14 protein-coding genes and 2 pseudogenes are annotated in these 19,409 nt (G+C 69.0%); 10 read left to right on the top strand and 6 right to left on the bottom strand.

What is annotated here, in order from left to right:
• Positions 1–25: 25 nt before the first annotated feature.
• Complete coding sequence (locus B9W62_RS34875; RefSeq protein ID WP_087810902.1) at positions 26–1,558, bottom strand: MFS transporter; 1,533 nt, start codon at positions 1,556–1,558, stop codon at positions 26–28.
• Positions 1,555–2,106, bottom strand: a complete 552-nt coding sequence (locus B9W62_RS34870; protein ID WP_087810901.1) for a TetR/AcrR family transcriptional regulator — start codon at positions 2,104–2,106, stop codon at positions 1,555–1,557. Before B9W62_RS34870 ends, B9W62_RS34875 begins: the two co-directional genes overlap by 4 nt.
• 260 nt (positions 2,107–2,366) lie before the next feature.
• On the opposite strand from B9W62_RS34870, the gene B9W62_RS34865 reads away from it, so the two are divergent.
• From B9W62_RS34865 to B9W62_RS34850, 4 genes are all read left to right on the top strand, one after another.
• On the top strand, positions 2,367–3,539 hold the full coding sequence (locus B9W62_RS34865) for an FAD-dependent oxidoreductase (RefSeq protein WP_087810900.1): 1,173 nt from the start codon (positions 2,367–2,369) through the stop codon (positions 3,537–3,539).
• A 103-nt stretch (positions 3,540–3,642) separates the two neighbouring features.
• The gene (locus B9W62_RS34860; RefSeq protein ID WP_087810899.1) at positions 3,643–4,197 is read left to right on the top strand and encodes a TetR/AcrR family transcriptional regulator; all 555 of its coding nucleotides are present in this window, start codon (positions 3,643–3,645) and stop codon (positions 4,195–4,197) included.
• Between the two features lie 651 nt (positions 4,198–4,848).
• Complete coding sequence (locus tag B9W62_RS34855; protein ID WP_087810898.1) at positions 4,849–6,204, top strand: flavin monoamine oxidase family protein; 1,356 nt, start codon at positions 4,849–4,851, stop codon at positions 6,202–6,204.
• A 213-nt stretch (positions 6,205–6,417) separates the two neighbouring features.
• The gene (locus B9W62_RS34850; protein WP_087810897.1) at positions 6,418–6,933 is read left to right on the top strand and encodes a DinB family protein; all 516 of its coding nucleotides are present in this window, start codon (positions 6,418–6,420) and stop codon (positions 6,931–6,933) included.
• A gap of 30 nt (positions 6,934–6,963) precedes the next feature.
• On the opposite strand, the pseudogene B9W62_RS34845 reads toward B9W62_RS34850, so the two are convergent.
• Positions 6,964–7,166 (bottom strand): annotated as a pseudogene (locus B9W62_RS34845) (IS5/IS1182 family transposase); the annotation flags it as partial.
• Positions 7,167–7,771: 605 nt separating this feature from the next.
• Between B9W62_RS34845 and B9W62_RS34840 the strand changes: the two are divergent.
• Complete coding sequence (locus B9W62_RS34840) at positions 7,772–8,674, top strand: hypothetical protein (protein WP_087810896.1); 903 nt, start codon at positions 7,772–7,774, stop codon at positions 8,672–8,674.
• Between the two features lie 73 nt (positions 8,675–8,747).
• The gene (locus B9W62_RS34835) at positions 8,748–9,206 is read left to right on the top strand and encodes a hypothetical protein (protein WP_087810895.1); all 459 of its coding nucleotides are present in this window, start codon (positions 8,748–8,750) and stop codon (positions 9,204–9,206) included.
• Positions 9,207–9,508: 302 nt separating this feature from the next.
• On the opposite strand, the gene B9W62_RS34830 is transcribed toward B9W62_RS34835, so the two are convergent.
• Complete coding sequence (locus B9W62_RS34830) at positions 9,509–10,651, bottom strand: FAD-dependent monooxygenase (RefSeq protein WP_087810894.1); 1,143 nt, start codon at positions 10,649–10,651, stop codon at positions 9,509–9,511.
• 172 nt (positions 10,652–10,823) lie between these two features.
• On the opposite strand from B9W62_RS34830, the gene B9W62_RS34825 reads away from it, so the two are divergent.
• Positions 10,824–11,159 carry an ArsR/SmtB family transcription factor gene (locus B9W62_RS34825; RefSeq protein ID WP_087810893.1) on the top strand — a complete coding sequence of 112 codons (336 nt, stop codon included), beginning with the start codon at positions 10,824–10,826 and terminating at the stop codon, positions 11,157–11,159.
• Positions 11,160–11,310: 151 nt separating this feature from the next.
• Here the strand turns inward: B9W62_RS34825 and B9W62_RS34820 are convergent, their stop codons facing one another.
• Positions 11,311–11,661, bottom strand: coding sequence for an ArsR/SmtB family transcription factor (locus B9W62_RS34820; RefSeq protein ID WP_087810892.1), 351 nt, complete (start codon positions 11,659–11,661; stop codon positions 11,311–11,313).
• A 465-nt stretch (positions 11,662–12,126) separates the two neighbouring features.
• Between B9W62_RS34820 and B9W62_RS34815 the strand changes: the two genes are divergently transcribed.
• Positions 12,127–12,585, top strand: coding sequence for an SsgA family sporulation/cell division regulator (locus B9W62_RS34815; protein ID WP_256976684.1), 459 nt, complete (start codon positions 12,127–12,129; stop codon positions 12,583–12,585).
• Between the two features lie 24 nt (positions 12,586–12,609).
• Here B9W62_RS34815 and B9W62_RS34810 read toward each other — a convergent pair whose 3' ends face one another.
• Positions 12,610–15,342 carry a helix-turn-helix transcriptional regulator gene (locus B9W62_RS34810; RefSeq protein WP_306426476.1) on the bottom strand — a complete coding sequence of 911 codons (2,733 nt, stop codon included), beginning with the start codon at positions 15,340–15,342 and terminating at the stop codon, positions 12,610–12,612.
• 382 nt (positions 15,343–15,724) lie between these two features.
• On the opposite strand from B9W62_RS34810, the pseudogene B9W62_RS34805 reads away from it, so the two are divergent.
• Together B9W62_RS34805 and B9W62_RS34800 are read left to right on the top strand one after the other, a co-directional pair.
• Positions 15,725–16,387, top strand: a pseudogene (locus tag B9W62_RS34805) (sigma-70 family RNA polymerase sigma factor); the annotation flags it as partial.
• A gap of 239 nt (positions 16,388–16,626) precedes the next feature.
• Positions 16,627–19,398 carry a helix-turn-helix transcriptional regulator gene (locus tag B9W62_RS34800; protein ID WP_087812230.1) on the top strand — a complete coding sequence of 924 codons (2,772 nt, stop codon included), beginning with the start codon at positions 16,627–16,629 and terminating at the stop codon, positions 19,396–19,398.
• The last annotated feature ends 11 nt before the right edge of the window (positions 19,399–19,409 follow it).

The following is a 19,409-nucleotide window of genomic DNA, read 5'->3' as shown; positions in this document are numbered from 1 at the left end:
TGCGTCCGCTGTTCAGTCCGTGTGTTCAGTGCTGGACGGGTTCGTTGGTCAGCTTCTGACCGCGCAGCAGGAACCAGGCGACGGCCGAGGCGAGCAGCAGCAGGCCGGCGCCGACGCCCGCGGCGAGTGCCACGCCGTCGACGAAGGACTCTCGTGCTGCCTGCAACAGCGCCGCGGCCGCGTCGGTGGGCATGTGCACGGCGGCCACGACGGCTCCGGCCAGCGATTCGTGCGCCGCTTCCGGGGTTCCGGCCGGTCCGGTGAAGTCCTGGTAGATGTTGGTGACGACCGACCCCAGCAGGGCGATGCCCAGAGCGGTGCCCAGTTCGTAGGCCGTCTCCGAGACTGCCGAGGCGGCGCCGGCCTGTTCCTTGGGGACGGCGGTGAGGATGATGTCCGAGGTGATCGTGAACGACAGTCCGGCGCCGAACCCGACGACCAGCAGGGTGGTTCCGATCAGCGGGTAGCCGGTGGTCTGAGTGATCGTGGTCAGCGCGGCCAGGGACAGACCGATGACGGCCAGGCCGCTGGAGACCACCGCGCGCACCGAGAGGCGTCGTGCCGCGGCGCCGGCGACCAGACCGGCGACGACCGCGCCCGCGGCGGCCGGCAGCTCGGCGATGCCCGCTTCGATGGGCCGCCGGTCCTGGACGAGTTGCAGGTACTGGGAGAGGAAGAACAGCAGACCGGAGAGCCCGAGAATGGTGAGTACGTTCGCCAGGACGGCGCCGCTGAAGCCGCGGTTGCGGAACAGCCGGACGTCCACCAGCGGGACGGGCAGGGCCCGCTGGCGCCGGACGAAGCCGTAGAGAGCGGCCGCACCGAGCACGCCTGCCGCGAGGGTGAGCCAGGCGAATCCCTCGGCCGCGGCCTCCTTGATGCCGTAGACGACGCCGACCATGCCGATCAACGACAGGAAGACACTCGGCATGTCCCACGGCCCCGGGGAGGGGTTGCGCGATTCCGGCAGCATCTTGATCCCGACCATGACCAGCAGCGCCATCACGGGCAGGTTGATCAGGAAGACCGAGCCCCACCAGAAGTGCTCCAGCAGCACACCGCCGACGATCGGGCCGACCGCCATGCCCGCCGAGGCGGCGGCGCTCCAGATACCGATGGCGAGGCTGCGCTCACGCGGGTCGTGGAAGAGGTTGCGGATCAGCGCGAGCGTGGAGGGCATCAGCGTGGCGCCGGCGACGCCGAGCAGGGCCCGGGCGACGATCATCATCTCGGGGGTCTGCGCGTAGGCGTTGAGTACCGAGACCAGGCCGAACGCGGTCGCACCGATCAGCAGCAGGCGCTTGCGGCCGATGCGGTCGCCCAGGCTGCCCATGGAGATGAGCAGGCCGGCGATCACGAACGAGTAGGCGTCGCCGATCCATAGCAGCTGGGTACCTGAAGGCTGCAGGTCCTCGCTGAGGTAGGGCGTGGCCAGGCCGAGAACGGTGGCGTCCACCGCGACGAGCAGCACGGCCAGGACCAGGACGCCCAGGGCGATCCAGCGGCCCGGCGTCTGCTGGGTGCTGCCCTGCTCAGCCGTACGCAGGGGGTGGGTCATGATGCGTCCCTTCGCATCGTGCCGCCGAGCAGCAGCTCGGCGATCATGTGAGTGAAGTCGTTGCGGGCTGCCCGGCCCTCGATGACGGCCCAGCCGCCGGCGGCCAGCAGGCCGTACAGGGCTTCGGTGAGCCACACCGCGCTCAGGTCGATGCGGAACTCGCCGCTCTCCTGGCCCCGGCGGAACAGTTCGGTGAGCCGGGCGTCGATACGGGACCAGCCCGCGTGCTGCCCGTCGCCCTCGAAGAGCTGGTTTTCCGAGTAGAGGAAGGCGAGCAGACTCGTACAGGGCTCAAGGGCACGGACCAGGCGGCGCACCGCCTCCTCCGCCGTCCCCTCCGCGAGGCGGGCCGCATCCAGAGCCGCTTCGCACTCGGCGATACCGAGGTCCTCCAGGGCGCGCACCAGGGCGTCACGCCCGGGGAAGTGACGGTTCAGCGTCGCCCTGCTGATCCCGGCGGCCCGGGCGACCTCTTCGGTGGTCGCCGTGGCCTTTCGCGTCAGCAGATCGGCAGCGGCACGCAGCACTTGATCACGATCCAAGCTCATGAGTCAACAGTAACGCATGTGAGACATCATCGTCTCATTAGCTACATGTTCGTCTCTCGATACGACCACCCACCTCGGAAGACCGCACACCCCCATCACCGCAGCCGGACCCCACCGGAGGTCGGGAAAGCCCCCGCCGACCCGGCCGTCCGACCTCCCGGCAGAACGGCCCCCGCTCAGGCGTGCCGCACCGCCGGCATTGACAGTCATCGGGGTCAGCATAAACTTGACTGACAAGTCAGACTAGTTTGGGAGCGGGTATGGCATCTGGGACTGTGGAGCCCGTCCGTCGTCGGGCTCTCGTCGTGGGTTGCGGGATGGCCGGGTGCGCCGCGGCGTGGTGGTTGGATCATGAGGGATGGGAGGTCGTACTCGTCGACAAGGAGGCCGAGCCGTATCCGAGCAGCTACCTGCTGCAGTTGGACGCTCAGGCGACGCGGATCCTGCGGCTCATGGGCGGCCAGCAGATCGTCGACGAGGTGACCTTCGCGGCACCCGCGATGTCCGTGCGGTGGGGCACGCGCAAGGTCCGCGAGCTCAAGATTGACGGTGACGGCGAATGGCGCCTCGCTCGCCGGTCGGTGCTGCTGTCGAGGCTCTTCGCGCACCTGCCCGCCGCAGTCCACAAAAGGCTGGGAGTCGGGCTCGAGGCGCTGGAGCACCGCAGCGACGACGTTCTGGCCCGGTTCAGCGATGGTTCGACGGAGTCGTTCGACATGGTGGTCGGGGCGGACGGGCTGCACTCGACGGTGCGCCGGCTGACGCTGGCATCCGAAGCGCACAGCGTGTACCGCAATGGCCTCACCCACGTATGGATCAACGCCGACGCGCCCCTGCCCGACGGGCGTGCGGTGATCGCGTCCCGCGAGGGGATGCTGTCGATGATCTACCCGTTCCTGGACACCGGCCAGACGTCGGTCATGGCGGTTGTTCCCGTGCCGGACTCGACCATTGCGGACGAGCCGATGCTGGTCGAGCAGGTTTGTGACATGGTCGAGCGCCTGGGCCCGGACATGCACGCGATCGCGGAGGCGGCACGGAAGTCCGAGGACACCAAGCTGACCCGGTTCTCGCAGGTGCGACTGCCCCGCTGGTACACCCGCCGGGTCGTACTCCTCGGCGACTCCGCGCACTGCGTCGACCCGGTGTCCGGCATGGGCGCGCACGCTTCGCTGCCGGGCGCCAAGGTGCTGGCCGAGTCCCTGCGGGCCACGGACGACGTCACCCTCGCCTTCGCGCGGTTCGAGGCCGAGATCCGTCCCTTCGCCAGGACGGCACAGAGCATCACCGCCCGAACCGTGGAGTTCAGCACCCGGGCCGAGGGACGCAACCGCGCGGCCACACTTGCCGGAGGGATCGGCGATCTGCTGGCCACCATCCCGGCGACGCTGGCGAGGCACAGCAACCGAAGGCAGGCTGCCCTCCGGCCCTGAACCGTCCTTGCCTCTGGCAGGTCACCAGCCGGGGACGAGCCCGCGTGGCAGCCAGGCACACTGGTCGCCGTACGATGCCGCTACTCGCACATGAGAGAGATCAATGGGACGCACAGCAGGACGAGGACCCGAAGACACCAAGCGGTTGATCCTGGATGCCGCGAGGGGTGTCGTCGTGGCCCAGGGCGCCCGGGCGACCCTCGATGACGTGGCGGAAGCGGCCGGGATGACCCGAGGTGCCGTGATCTACCACTACAGCTCGAAGAACACGCTGTGGGTCGCCCTGACCCGCGATGTACTCACCCAGTTCCGTAATGCGGTGCACGACGACGTCGAGGACGGCCGGAAGCCCGGCCGTCTGGCGCGTGCCTTCATTCGCGCGTCGCTGGACGGAGACGGGATCGAGGCCGTCGGCGAGCGGCTGTTCCTCCTCGCCGCCCTCGCCGTCACCCCCGGGGTGCCCGAAATCCTCGCCGAGGACGGAGCCACCTGGAAGGCCGAGATGGCCGAAGACGGACTGTCGGTCGGAGCCCGCACGGTCATCCTCAACGCCATCGACGGTGCCGGCCTGATGACCGGATGGGGACTCAAGCCCGATCGTGCCGAACTCGTAGCTCTGCGTGACGAGTTGGAGAGACTCGCCAGCCCCGGCGTCTAGTACCAGGCCGACGCCCCCGTATACCGGGTACGGGATCTTCGCTCAACGAGCGCACCGACCGGGTGCTTCGACACCCGGACTGGCGCTCGTCGTTCTGGGGCGGCGGTGACAGACGCGGCAAGGGACGCCCGCGTCGATGCCACCTGCTCGACGCGGGGTTCCCTGCGGACGAGACCGCGGCCCGCCGCCTCCGGCGGCCAGGGCCGGCGAGTCCGCATCGCCTGCGCATCATCCGGCCCGGGGCAACCGCAGGCCCTGACCAGGCGGTGCCGACGCAGGAGAGCCAGCGATCGCCCCACTGTCCCGCAGCGTCACCGCCGCGCGCATCCTGCGGGGAGAAGACGCGGCGCGGCTTCATAACGGGCCTCCTCGATGCACCTCCACCGCCGGCCCTGCTCGGGCGGGCCGCTCACGACCGTGGCGAGCACGTCGGCGCCCGGGCGTGGCGAAGCCGGGATCTCCGCCACGGCGCAGGCCGAGGACGAGCGTGCCGACCGCGCCGGCAACGGCGACCATCGACGTCGCCCGCGGCTCTCTCCACCGCCATATCGGCGCATGACACCCAGACTTGTAAACTGTACTGACATGTCAGTACAGTAATTGGTGCACGAGGTAGACGGCCGGCAGGCCGCATACGAACGGAGCACGACCATGACCAGTGTCAGCACCCGATCCGCCGACGTCGTTGTCGTCGGTGCCGGTCTCGCAGGGCTCACGGCAGCCGACCAGCTCTCCCGAGCCGGGCACGACGTCGTCGTCATCGAGGGCCGCGACCGCATCGGTGGACGGATCCACACGGTCGAGATCGCGGGCGTCCCCGTCGACGCCGGAGCGACCTGGGTCGCGCCGGGTCACACCGCGGTACGCGATCTCGCGCGCCGATTCGACTGCGAGTTCGTGCCCCAGTTCCAACCGGGCAAGGGCGTCATGTCCTTCGGAGGCAAGCGCAAGACCGAGAGCACCATGTCCATGGCACCCTGGATGATGCTCGACCTCACGCGGATCATGGGCAACCTGCAGAAGATGGTCGACGGACTTCCCGTCTCGTCTCCTTGGGAGCACCCGCATGCCGCGCACTTCGATTCGATGTCGCTCGGCGAGTGGCTGACCTTGAAGCACGCCCTGAAGGACACCCGGAAGTTCATGAACATGTTCAGCCTGGTGCACTGGGGCGCACCCGTCGGCGAGGTGTCACTGTTCAACGTGATGCGATACATCAAGAACCTGGGCGGCATCGAGCACATGCTCGCCGTCGAGGGCGGCGACCAGCAGGACCGGGTACTGGGAACAACGCACACGCTGGTCACCAGGCTCGCCGGCACGCTGGAAGACTGCCTGCTCCTCGCCTCCCCGGTGGAGCGCATCACCACGACCGGCGAACGTGTCACGGTGGAAACCGGCAAGCACACCATCGATGCCCGGTGCGTCATCGTGACGGCGTCGCCGGCACACCGCTCGACCATCGAGTTCACGCCCGCACTCCCTGAGCGTCATTACGGACTGTCGCGCAGCTGGCGGCTGGGAGCACTCAGCAAGGCGTTCGTCGCCTACGACCGCCCCTTCTGGCGAGACGAAGGCCTCTCGGGGGAGGGCATGTCCGACGACGAGACCGTCTTCCTCACCTTCGACGTCAGCCCCCACCCCGATGGCCCCGGCATCCTCATGGCCTTCTGTGACGGCCGCGGATTCGACGCCTACGACAAGGACGAACGCCGCCGCCGCGTCCTGCGGCACCTCATCCACCTGTACGGCGAGTCCGCGCGCCACGCCATCGACTACACCGACTTCTCCTGGGGCAACGACAGCTTCGCACCCGGCGGGCCGAACCCGGCAGTCGGACCGAAGACATGGACCAACTTCGGGCCGTTCCTGCGCCAGCCTGTAGGACGCGTCCACTGGGCCGGCACCGAAACAGCCGACGAGACATCCGGCAGCATGAACGGCGCGATCCTCTCGGGCCGGCGAGCGGCAACCGAAGTGGCAGCACGCCTCGACACCGGACAGTGAACACACCCACCCTCACCGGCCTCGCCCCCGCACCGTCGGCGCCAACCGCGCACACCGCACCGCCCCAGCGGGCCACACGCCCGTCACAGGTCGGTAGTACAGGCCACGAGCAAGGTGGGTGGACAGGCCCAGGGCAGAACCGCCCCGGACCGACGCCCTCGCCCTGGATCAATTGGGTCGACACTCGTTCCGAGCTGCGGGAAACTCCTGGCGATGACTCAACGAACCGACACGCCTCCTGCGTGGGACGAGCGTGCGCAGCTGGTCGCCTTCCTCGATTACGCCCGTGACACCGCGCGCGCCAAGTGTGAGGACGTGTCCGCCGAAGACGCCCGCAAGGCCCCGCTCCCGAGTTCGCCGCTGATGACGTTGTGCGGGTTGATCAGCCATCTGCGCTGGGTCGAGTACTACTGGTTCCACGTTATGTTTCTGGGCGAGGAGCTCGCGGGGCCGCTCACCGAGGCAACCGACGATGATCCCGACCCTGAGATGCGGACGGCAGTCGACTTCCCGTTGCCCCAGCTTCTCGCCGAGTACGAGGAGCAGAGCGCCCGCTCCCGTCGACTGGTGTCCGAACACGACCTGGACTCGCCGGCCAAGCGTCCCATCAGCGACGGCCGCCACGTCGACCTCCGGTGGGTGATCCTCCACCTCATTGAGGAGACGTCCCGCCATAACGGCCACCTCGACGTCGTGCGTGAGCTCGTCGACGGGCGGACCGGCGCCTGAGACCTGTCGTGAGGGGCATGAGCGCGGCCGCAGGCGGATCGCTGCCACGGTGACCGTGCCGTGGCGACGTCGGCCCGCTTGTCGGACCGCGTGGCCACGGCACGGAAGTTCTTCGGCGCATTGATGGTTCGCTCAACTTCGTTCCTCCGCTTGTAGATCGTCTTGTCGAAACCTGAGGGCCGCCCGCCCTCGCTGCCACGGCGTTTCCGGTTGGCTCGCTGATTCTCCGGTTCGGAGGGAGACACGCTCTAGGAGCAGGCGACCGGCGTCGCTCCGATCCCCCGGGTGCGCCCCCTGGGCATACCGGGAGGAGGCGACGCCCACAGCGGTCATCAACGTCCTCGTCCAGCGCGCAGTACTGCGCAGCAGCGTCGCCACGAGCTCGGCGGCGAGGTCTCGTCCTCACGACCGACCGCATCCACCGGAACAGCTGCGGCGCCACCCTGATCGCTGTGGCCATCGACGCCGACCCGCTGACTCCGAGCGAGTAACCGCCTCCGGGGGCCGACCGGTCGGATACCACTACCCGGAGTCATGCATCCCGGCTCGCGTCACCGCCGGCCGTCCCGTCGTACGGACTCTGCGTGCGACATCTCCGCAGTTCAGCGGGTGGGACGTCCCGGGACGGGGTCACTTCCGGGCCTGCTGTGGACTGACGTCACACCGAGCGCCCAGCCTTACTGCGGAGCCGGCCGGAACTGGGTGCCCTTGGGTGCGCGGCAGCGGCCGGACGAACTCCTGATCGATGTCCGACAGTTCGCGGCGCCGTACCACCCGGCCATGATCCACCACTCAAGATCAAGGGAAATAGGGGCAGAGAGTGCACAGAAAGAGAAAGATGCTCCTTTTGGTAGCCCTTACCTCTTGTCTGGCTGCCGGGTGCAGCCCTGGCACCGGATCGCCCGCGGACCACGACCGGCCACAACAGAAGAAGGCCGCCTACGCTCAGGGGCCACCGCTCAGGGACCTGAGCCCCGCGGAGGAAGTGGAGATAGACCGCGCGGAGCAGGACCTCGTCACCCAGTGCATGCAACGCCAGGGCTTCCGGTACTGGGCCCTGCCGGTGCTGAGCGTGCCGGCACGCAAAGTCGGCGCCTACGTCGTGGACGACATCGCCTGGGCCCGCCAGTACGGCTACGGCCGGTCATTCGACAACGCGGCCCAGAAGGCCAACCGCGACCACCCCGACATCACTTACGTCAAAGCGCTCTCCAAGAAGGAACGCGTCAGATACTCCAGGGCGCTCAACGGGACCTTCACCGACCCCATCACCACCGAACTGCCGTCCGGCGGTTCGGTGCGCACCCCGCGAGGCGGCTGCTACGCCGAGGCCAGGGAACAGCTCTACGGCGACTACGCAACCTGGTTCCACGCCAAGAAGACCGTGACCTCGCTGACCCCCTTGTACGTTCCGCGCATCCTCAAGGACAAGCGTCTGACCAACTCCGTGGCGGCTTGGTCACGTTGCATGAAAGCAGCGGGCCGCCCCTTCGAGAGCCCCGACGCCATCCGTCGCGAGAGAGAGAACCTGATTCGCGGGATGACCGAGGAGCAGGCCCTGCGATCCGAAACCGCGCTGGCCGTGACGGAAGCCGAGTGCGCCCGACAGACATCCCTCGGGAAGACCGCGCGTGCCCTGGAGGCCGAATACCGGGACAAGGTGGCACGCGACTACGCCGAGGAATTCACCGCCTACCGGCAGATGAGACTGTCCGCCCTTACTCGGGCACGGAGCCTCTGAAACCCACTCACCACCCTCTCCACCACCGTTGACCGGATGGTCACGGAATGAATCAACCCAGAAGGAGCCCCACATGAGAAAGATCCCCACCCTCCTGACGGTCATGGCCATGGCCGCCCTCGGAACTGCCCTCCCGGTCTCCACCGCGCACGCGGCCACGGCCTGCGACCGCGCGTGGGACGGTGGCGCGACGCCCGGTGACATGTACGCCTACGACGGCACCGACTGCACCGGGTTCCTCGGAAAGTACTCTGGCTGGGACTCCAACTGGAACGACGGCATCGGGCATTACCAGGCCCCGGCCAGCAACAAGGCCTCATCCATCCTCAACAAGGGCACGACGCTCGAAGTCCAGTTCTTCAACGGGACCGGCACGGGGTGGACCGGAGGGTACATCTGCCTGTCGCGCAACGAGGGCTTCGCCTCCAACCTTGCCGATGACGAGTTTTCCAGTGGTGCCACGGTGAACAACGCCATCAGCTCGCACCGCTGGGTCGTCTACACCGCCTGCGACAACAACTGGGCCGAATAGCGCCGACGGCCACACCCGCACCGTACGTGGGGGCGCCGGCCGCGCGCCCCCACGTACGCAGGCTTTCGCCGGCACATCACCCTGCACCACGCGCCCTGGACGGCGCTCCTTTACACGGCTTGCCCGCCGCGGCAGCGGATCCTGGCGTGGGTGCTGGTCTGCCGGCCGGCAGCAGTCGACCTGCCGCATCGGCGATGACCTGCCACTCCGAGCCGGGCTCGTCGGACATGGCGGCGCCGACCCGGCTGAGAGCTACCGCGGTTCTGCGCGCCGACCGGTGAGCGGTCGGCGCGGACCCCGGCCTACCGGTTCGCGGCTGCGCGAGAGGTGCTCCGGTTCCTGCGACCGACCGCGCGGCCCATCGCGTTGCGCACCGCGAGGCCCGGCCGGGTGCGGGGCACCATGAGCCTGGAGAGCAGCCCGACGCGTCGCTGCCGCGGGCCTACCTCGCGGCGGAGCCGCGACTCGTAGGCGGCGAAGGCGCGAGCGTGATCACCGGGGTGGGCGGCGAGCTCTTCTGCGAGGGCGTACGCGCCCGCCATCGCCATGCTGGACCCATCGCCCAGCAGGGCCGTCGCCGCCGCCGCGTCCCCGAGCAGTACGACCCGTCCACGGGACCACGAGGGCACCTGGACGGTGGTCAGGGGGTCGAAGTACGGAGCCGGGTGGTCGAGGAAGGCTGCTACGAGTTCCGGTGCCCGCCACCGCACATCGGCGTAGGCGTCGGCCACGGTCTGCTTGTGAAGGGCGATGTTCTTGCGGTCGTGGGGCGCCGCCTGCGCGGCCCGGAAGGTGAAGATCGCGAGCGGAGTGGTCCGCGAGGGGTGGAGGACCAGCATCCGGTTCGGCACGGTCAGCATCGTCAGCTCGGTCGGGTCCTCGATGGCGTCGGGTGCCAGCGGCACGGTCGCGCCGTACAGGCCCAGGTCGCTCGCGAACTGCCGCTCGGGACCGAACACCAGGCGCCGTACGGTGGAGTGCATCCCGTCGGCACCGACTACCAAGTCGAAGCGCCGTGGCGCGGACCGCCGGAAGGTGACGTCCACCCCGCGTTCATCCTGGTCGAGAGCGGTGACCGTGTCGTCGAACAAGAACTCGGCCTCGGTCTGCGCCGACCCGTGGAGCACCTCGGACAGGTCGGCTCGGGTCACCTCGACCGTCGGCGCCTTGTCCGAGGTGAGCGGGAGTCGCAGGATGCGCCTGCCGTCGGGGTCGAGCAGGGTCAGCGACCGATTGCGGGTGGCGAGCTCGCGGAGCTGCGGGAGGATGCCCATGCGCTCGGCGACCGGGATCGCGGGCCCCTTCACGACGATCGCGCTGCCACCGGAGCGCAGCTGCCGGGCGTGTTCGACGACCGTCGGCCGGTATCCGTTCCGGGAGAGCCAGTACGCGAGTGCGGGCCCTGCGATTCCGGCACCGACTATCAGCACCTCGGGCTTCTTCATGACGATGACCTCTCGGAGTGTCGATGACCAGGTCCCCGGCGAGTGCCGGGGACCTGGTCTCAGGGCGCGGCGGCACGGGGCGGTGCGACCGGGCTGAGGTACGAGTAATTTCGTACCTCAGGGAAGCATGCCCTTCAGGTATGATGCAAGCCGTACCTGAAGGAGGTGCCGCGTGGCCGGAAGGAACCTGGTCGGACCGGAGGCCGATGCGCTCGATCTGGGTACGGTGTTTCGTGCCCTCGCCGACGAGCACCGGCGTTCGGTGATGACGGCGTTGGCCGCCGACCGCAGCGACAGCGAGCGGGGCTGCAACTCGTTCGATCTTCCGATCTCGAAGCAGACCCAGACCCACCACTTCCGGGTCCTGCGCGAGGCAGGTCTCATCGACGAGATCGACTACGGCAACCGCAAGGGCGTCCGGCTACGACGCGCGGACATCGAGCAGAGATTCCCCGGGCTCCTCGCGCTCCTGGAAGCACGGCCCCCGGCCGATACCGCTCCTCGCTGAGCACTGGAGGGGAGTCCGGTGCTGGGCCACGAGCACGAAACGGTGGGTCGGAATGCGGTCGCGCTCATAGGCGTACATGCCCTCGGCCGCCTCCGGCGTCAGCCCTCTCTGCCACCGGGCAGTACCCGTGCGGCACGCGGTGCTTACGGGGTCAGGCCTGCTCGTCCCGCTCGGTGACGTGGTCCCCGATGCGGTCGGCGACGGCGGCGGACAGCAGCGCCGGCAGGAAGCCGGGAAAGCGAGCCTCCAGGGCGTCGCCCCGCAGCTTCACGAAGCAGCGCGTGCCCTCCTGGCGGGTCTGGGTCACACCTGCCTCACGCAGCATCTTGAGGTGATGGCTGAGCGTGGACTTGGCGACGGGAGCGCTGAACTGCCCCCACCCCTTCTCCGTGCCGTCGGACAGGATCCGGACGATGCCCAGCCGCGTCGGATCGCTGAGCACCCCGAGCACGCGAGGCAGGGAGATCTCGCTGTCCGCGGGCGACGCGTGGTGATCCGGCATACGGCCATGCTACCGAACGTTCGGCGCCTGTCGAACATGGGTCCCCGCACCGTCGAGGTCGCCGGTGTCGGCGGCGGTCCGGAACGCGGTGACGAGACGACGGTGCGACTCGGTAGGGATCGGCCGCTCGCGCTCCTGTCGGGTCACAACGGGCTCGGGCAACGGCGCTGCGCGAAGGCGGCGCTCATGTTGCCTTCGTCGGAGTGAAGCGTCACATCCGGCCGGGTTGGCCTGTCTCTGTTGTACCGCAACGAATCGGCCACGGACCTCTCCAACAGCTCGCGCTCAAGACTGACGTGGTAGTTCACGATCGCCTACCGCCTCGCGCGCAGGCGGTACCCGCTTCACCGGCACCGACAGCCTCCCAGGCGCCTGAACCGATCCACCAGGCACCGACGAGGCCGACTGATCGATCCGGAGCTCCATGGACCAGGCGATTCAAAACCAGACAGAAGGAGTTGCGCCATGAACAGCGACCACGGAAACGTGCAATCACCGTGTACGGGTTCGCAGAGCCTCTTCCTCACTCTGCACCGCATGCTGGACGGCCTGGCGTGGGAGGACGTTCGAGCCGAATTCCGGTACGATCCCGCATCTCCTCTGCTCGTCAGTTGCACCTTTCTCGTGCCGCACGGCCCTCGGATCACCTGGTACGTGGGGCGGGACGTTCTGCACCAGGGTCTCCGCTCCGTGAGCGGCGCGGGCGACGTCCAGGTCTGGCCGACGTACATCGGCGAACAGACGACGGTCTGGATGCAGCTCACGTCGGAGAAGGCCACGGTTCTCTTCGAGATGTCCGCGCGGCCGCTGGAGGAGTGGCTCGACGACACGTACCGCAGCGTTCCGGCAGGCTCGGAGATGGCCAGATGCGACGTGGACCGTTTCCTTGCCGGGGTCCTCGGCGGGGGCGTAGCACGTGAATGAGAGGGGCGTGGCGAGACGCTGTCGTCACAAGCGCCCCAGCACTGCGCCGAGCCGGGTACGTGAATCCACGTCCAGCTTGGTGAACACCTTGCGCAAATGCCATTCGACGGTGCGTGGGCTGATGAACAGTTCGGCGCCGATCTCCACGTTCGTCTTCCCCGTCGCGGCCAGCCGGGCGATGTGGGCTTCCTGCGGGGTAAGGGCCTCGTACGCGTCGGTCGCACTCTGACGCACGGACTCGCCGAGTGTACTGAGCCCCCGACGCGCGCGTTCCGCGAAGGCACTCGCTCCGAAACCGTGCAGCATGTCGAAGGCGAGGCGCAGGTGTTCACGCGCCTCGCCGCGCCGATTCGCGCGGCGCAACCATTCGCCATACACCAGATGGGTGCGCGCGAGATGGACGGTGACTCGGCTGTGCCGCAGCCGCTCGATGGCTTCCTGGTACAGCAGGTCGGCGGTCTGGCCGTCGCTGAGCAGAGCTCGCGACCGGGCCAGGACGCCCAGAGCCCACTGCGTTCCGCCGGCACCGGCGTGCTCCTCCAGCCGGCGCAGCGCTGCCGCCGCGACTTCCTGCCTCCCGCCAAGGGCGCCGGCCTCGACGAGCTCCATGAGGGAGAATCCGACGACCGCCAAGTCCTCGTACTCCGCTCCCCGTTCGGCACTGTCCACGGCCTCGTCGTGCCGACCGAGGCCGTTGTGCAGCACGGCGAGCAGGTAGTGGGCCAGGCCGATCGCCCGGCCCTCACCCCACGTGGCTGCCTCCCGGGCGCCGGCCTCGATGATTTCCGCCGCCTGAGGATCTTCACCGCGCCACGCCAGCAGGAGCAGCGGGGCGTACCCGAGGGGCGAGTTGCCGGTCACCTCGATGAGGTTGCCGGACTCGTTGATCAACGCCAAGGCATGGTCGAACTCCCCCGCGTGCACGTGGACGGCCGCACGATAGGAGAGTGCCAGGGGAAGGACGTTGAGCGCACCGACGGTTCGAGCCGCGCGTACGGCGTGATCGGTGAGCGAAAGCCACGTCTCGTCGTCCCACATGTCGCCGGCGACCAGCCAGGCTATCCAGAGCCAGCGCATGACGTCGTCCTCGTCCGCGGCTCTGTCGCGGAGAGCGAGCAACAAGGGTTTGAGGAGTGACGCGCCCTCATCCCGGCCGACAGCGAACCACGTCGCCAGGCCGTCCAACAAGCCGTCCGCCAGCCGCGACGGTTGCGGTCCGCCAGGCGCGGCGAGTGCTGCCGCAGCCACCTCGCGCACTCCCGGGCGGCCGCCGAGCCGGCCGGCGAACACGGCCGCTCCGACCGCTTCCAGGTACGTCTCTCGCGCCTGTCCCACGTCGATCTCTTCCAGCCGACCCGCCGCTTCGAGCAGCATCGGCAGGGCCTCACCTCCGCGTCTGCGGGCGAAAGCGATCTGAGCCCGTAGCGCGGCGAGTGCTGTCTGCCGGCTCCCGTCCAGCGGATGGGCCTCCGCTGCGGCGAGGAGTTCGAGCGCGACCTCGGGAGCACCGGCTTCGAACGAGGCTCGCGCCGCGGCCAACGCCCTCGCTCCCCGCCTGCCCGGATCCGGCGTCAACTCGGCCGCGCGCCTCAGAAAGGCGGCGGCCGCCGCGATACCGCCACGAGCGTGCGCACGGCCGGCGGAGCGTTCCAAGTCGTCGGCGATCGTCTCGTCCGGTTCGACCGCCGCGTGGGCACGGTGCCAGGCTCGGCGATCCGCGTCGAACTCCGAAGCCGTCGCCTCGGCCAGGGCGCGATGCACGGTCCTGCGTTCTCCGGGGAGAGCCAAGCGGTAGGCCGCCGAACGAACCAACGGGTGCCGAAAACGCACCCGCGTACCGAATTCGATGAGCCCCGACTCCTCCGCCGCTCCCTCGGCGTCCGCCCCGATGTCAAGCCGCTCGGCGGCACGCCGCAGCAGGGGCACGTCCCCCACCGGCTCGGCGGCTGCCGCCAGCAGCAGCCGCTGAGCCGCGTCCGACAGACCCCCGATGCGTCGCACGAAGCTCTGCTCGATCTGACTCGCCAGCGGTCGGGCGTCCGGACGTCCGAACCCACCGGCCAGCTCCGCGGTGCTCAGCCCCCGTGTCAGTTCCAGCAGCGCCAGGGGATTTCCACGCGTCTCGGCGATGATGCGCTCCCGAACACGCTCGTCCAGCCGGCCGGGCACCACCGAGTCGAGCAGCAGACGCGCTTCGTCGTCGCGCAGCCCACGGACCTCGAGTTCCGGCAGCGCCGTCCAAGGATCAATGTGCGGATCGACGGGCGGGGTACGCACAGAGACGGCCAGCGCCACGCGTTCCGCCAGCAATCTGCGGGCGACGAAGGCCAGGACCTGCGCGGAAATCCGGTCCAGCCACTGAGCGTCGTCCAGCACACAGAGCAGCGGCCGCTCCTCCGCCGCCTCGGCCAGCATGCTGAGGACGGCCAACCCCACCATGAACCGGTCCGCGGCATCCCCGCCCTGGAGTCCGAACGCGACCGCGAGGGCCTCCCGCTGAGGGCCGGGAAGTCGATCGATGTGGCTCATCAACGGCATGCACAGCTGGTGCAGCCCCGCGAAGGCGAGTTCCATCTCGGATTCGACGCCGACCGCTCGGAGTACGCGAAAACCTGAAGCGTTCTCTGCCAGGTAGTCCAGGAGGGTCGACTTTCCGACCCCCGGTTCGCCGCGCAGGACCACGACCCGGCTCCGACCCGTTCGGGCATCGGCGAGGGCCTCGTCCAGCACACCCCGCTCATGGTTTCGGCCAAGCATGCCGCGCCGAGGTGCACTGCTCGACATCCACCACCACCGCGCAGCTCAGAGGGTCACATCCCGTTCGACTCGGAATCGCCCTATCTTGCACCACCGTCCGAAGCCCAGCCAAGCAGCCGTACTGGGATGCCGCCCGGGACTGCGCACAGTCCGTAGTCCGCCAGGCACGGAATGGTGAACCACTGGGGTGCATACCCGGGGCGCCAGGGTGTCGACCAGGCACTCCCCGGGGCGCCACGGAACGGCCCGCCAGGCGACTGTGGGACGACACCACCGGAGAGCGCCGCAAGCGCACGCGGCCGAGTTCTCGACCACGCCGGATGTCCCCATGCGACAGCGCGTCCCGCAGGCACCCAACCGCACGAACGGAGTCAGCAGGCTCATGTATCCCGACCCCTCCCCCAGCGAGGACGCCTTGGACGAGGCGCTTTCCATCTTCGAGCAGCTCCGGCCGCGACTCTTCGGCATCGCCTACCGCGTTCTCGGCAGCACGGTGGAGGCGGAGGACGTCGTTCAGGAGGTGTGGCTGCGCTGGCAGGGGACCGACCGTTCGGTAGTTCGCAGCCCGGCGGCCTTCCTGTCGAGTGCCACCGTCCGCCTGGCCATCAACGTGGCCCAGTCCGCCCGGGTCCGGCGCGAGACGTACATCGGTCCCTGGCTGCCCGAACCCGTGGACACGAGCAACGATCCCGAGGCCGGTGCACAGCGGTCCGAGGCCGTCGAACTCGCCCTCCTCCTCGTACTGGAGAAGCTGACACCGCAGGAGCGCGCCGCTTACATCCTGCGAGAGGCTTTCGACTACACCTACGCCGACATCGCCGAGATGTTGCGCCTCAACTCGGTCAACGTACGCAAGATCGTAAGCCGAGCCCGCAGGCACCTCCTTTCCGACCAGCGGACGACCGCGGACGCGGATGAGCACCGCCGACTGCTCAAGGCCTTCGTGCGGGCTGCCCGGAAGGGAGACCTCACGTCGCTGGAGACCCTGTTCTCTCCGCATGGCGCCGGCCCGTCCGACAGCGTCACAGTCAGGCGCCCCGTTCGCCGTGGCGGTCCCGTTCCACAGGGGGCACGCAGGGTCAGACCCGCGTCCGTCCGACTGTGACCGGGCAGCCGATGAGCTCCCCACTCGTTCCACTTCGCCCGACCGCGACGACGGCCCTTCTCGAGTTCTGCGCCGAAGGCAGGAAGGTAATATGTGCCGAGCTCTGCAGCGCGGCGCCGACGAACAGTGTCACTCGGTGGTCGACTGTCATGGAGGAACTGTCGGCGGGGACGGAGAGCATGCTGAGCGAGAGTCCCCAGATACGCCTGAAGGGGCGGCAGGCCGAGTGCTCCAGACTGGACCAGCTCATCGCGACGGTGCAGGCCGGCCACAGCTCCGTTCTGGTCCTGCGCGGCGAGGTGGGCATCGGAAAGACAGCGTTGCTCGACTTCGGACGCGCGAGCGCGGAAGGATGCCGGACCGCCAGGGCCGTGGGCATCGAGTCGGAGATGGAGCTGGCCTACGGGGGTCTGCACCAGTTGTGTGCTCCTTTCCTGGACCATCTCGGGCGCCTGCCTGACCCTCAACGCGAGGCACTCAGCACGGCGTTCGGCCTGAGCTCGGGGACTCCACCGGACCGTTTCCTCGTCGGTCTCGCGGCGCTCAGCCTCCTCGCCGATGTGGCCACGAAGGAACCCCTCATCTGCTTCATCGATGACGCCCAGTGGCTGGACAGGGTCTCCCTGCAAACGATCGCCTTCGTCGCGCGACGTCTCCTTGCCGAGCGCGTCGGCCTCGTCCTCGCCGTCCGTGAGCCGTCCGTCGAGGCCGAACTGGCGGGACTGCCGCAGCTCAGGGTCGAGCCGTTGAGCGACGGCGACGCCCGCGCACTGTTGGACTCCGTGATCCCGGGCCCCCTGGACGAGCGGGTCCGCACCCGCATCGTGGCCGAGACTCAGGGAAATCCTCTCGCCCTGCTCGAACTGTCCCGGGGTCTGACGTCGGCGGAGCTGGCAGGCGGGTTCGGACGCCCCGACGCCCGGCCGCTGGCAAGCCAGATCGAACAGAGCTTCATCGCACGCGTCCGAGCGCTTCCTGCCCAGACACGCGAACTGCTCCTCATCGCCGCGGCGGAGCCCGTGGGCGACGTGACTCTCCTGACGAGGGCCGCTGCACTGCTCGAGATCGAGACGTCGGCTTCCTCGGCGGCCGAGGCCGCCGGATTGATCACCATCGGTACCCGGGTGCGGTTCCGGCATCCCGTGGTGCGCTCGGCCGCCTACCGAGTCGCGTCGGCCGAGGCTCGCCAACAGGTCCACCAGGCACTGGCCGAGGTGACGGACGCGCACACGGACCCCGACCGCCGAGCCTGGCACCTGGCCAACGCGACGGCCGGTTCCGACGAGTCGGTGGCGGCGGAGCTGGTGCGCTCTGCCGACCGGGCACAAGCGCGCGGCGGAGTCGCCGCGGCGGCCGCGTTCCTGCAACGGGCCGCGGAGCTGACCCCCGACCCCGCTGCTCGCGGCACCAGGACACTGGCGGCGGCTCGGGCCAAGTACCAGGCCGGCGCCTATGGCACCGCACGCGAACTGCTGGACGCAGCGACCATCAGTCCCCTGGACGACCGGCAGCTCGCCGAGGCAGACCTGCTCCGCGGTCGGATCACCTTCGCCTCCAGGAACGCCGGCAGCGCCCTGCCTCTCCTCCTCAAGGCGGCAAGACGCCTGGAGCCACTGGACGCACGGCTGGCCCAGGAGACGTACCGCGACGCACTCGACGCCGCGCTCATCGTCGACCGGCTGCCGCACGGGGTCCGACTCCGGGACATCGCCGCGACGGCTCTCGCCGCACCCTCGGATCCGCCACTGGACCGGAACAACCTGCTCCTGCGGGGCCTGTCCACCATGACGCTGGACGGCTATGCGGCGGGCGCGCCCATGGTGCTGCGTGCCTTGGACGCCTTCTGCACGGAGGAGATCTCCGCGAACGAGAGCCTCGGCTGGTTCCCGCTCGCCGCTCGCATGGCCTTCAACGTCTGGGATTTCCACAGCAACACGGTTCTGTCGACGCGATTGGTCGATCTCGCCCGCGAGAGCGGGGCCCTGTCCGTGTTGCCGTCCGCCCTCCTTCAGTTGGTGTCGAACCGTGTGCTGGCGGGTGAACTGGACCACGCGGACACGCTCATCGCGGAGGCGCAGACCCTCGGTGAGGCGACGAACAGCCGCTACCTCGCGCACTACGTGTCGCTGGTGACGGAACCGTGGAGGGGCCAGGAGACGGCGACGCTCCACGCCATCAACGCGATGACCCGAGACGCGGATCTGCACCAGGGTCGGCAGGGCAAGGTGCTCAGTGCCAGCCAGTGGGCGAAGGCGGTGCTCTACAACGGGCTCGGCCGCTACGAGGAGGCATACGCCGCAGCGGAACAGGGCGCCGAGAACCTGGAGGAACTCGGCCTGGCCATCCGGTCGATGGTCGAACTGGTCGAGGCGGCCGTGCGCAGCGGAAGACCGGCTCGGGCCGCCGAGGCAGCCCGGCAGCTCGACACCTTCGCACGCGCCAGTGGCACCGACTGGGCTCTGGGAACCGCGGCCATGGTGCGCGCGCAGGTGAGCGGGGAAGAGACCGAGACCCTGTACCAGGAGGCCGTCGAGCGACTCGGCCGTACCGACGTCAAGATCACTTACGCGCGCTCGCTCCTGCTCTACGGGGAGTGGCTGCGCCGGGAGAATCGCCGCGTCGACGCGCGCGAGCACCTGGGGAGGGCGTACCGGCTTCTCAGCGCGATCGGAGTGAACGGTTTCGCGGAGCGCGCCTGGCACGAGATGCGCGCCACCGGCGCGACGGTGGGCAAACGAACTCTTGAGTCCCGTACGTCGCTCACTGCCCAGGAAGCACAGATCGCGCGCTTGGCGGGGGCAGGCATGACCAATCCCGAGATCGGAGCCCAGCTCTTCATCAGCCCGCACACCGTGGAATGGCACCTGCGCAAGGTGTTCGCGAAGCTCGACATCGCGTCGCGCAAGCAGATCAGCGATGCGCTGCGGGAAGGGACAGTGGTCACCACCTGAGGCGGCGTCGG

It is taken from the genome of Streptomyces sp. CS113, from assembly GCF_002188365.1.
In the GTDB taxonomy this organism is placed as follows: domain Bacteria; phylum Actinomycetota; class Actinomycetes; order Streptomycetales; family Streptomycetaceae; genus Streptomyces; species Streptomyces tendae.
This window is presented reverse-complemented; position numbering and strand designations above follow the sequence as displayed.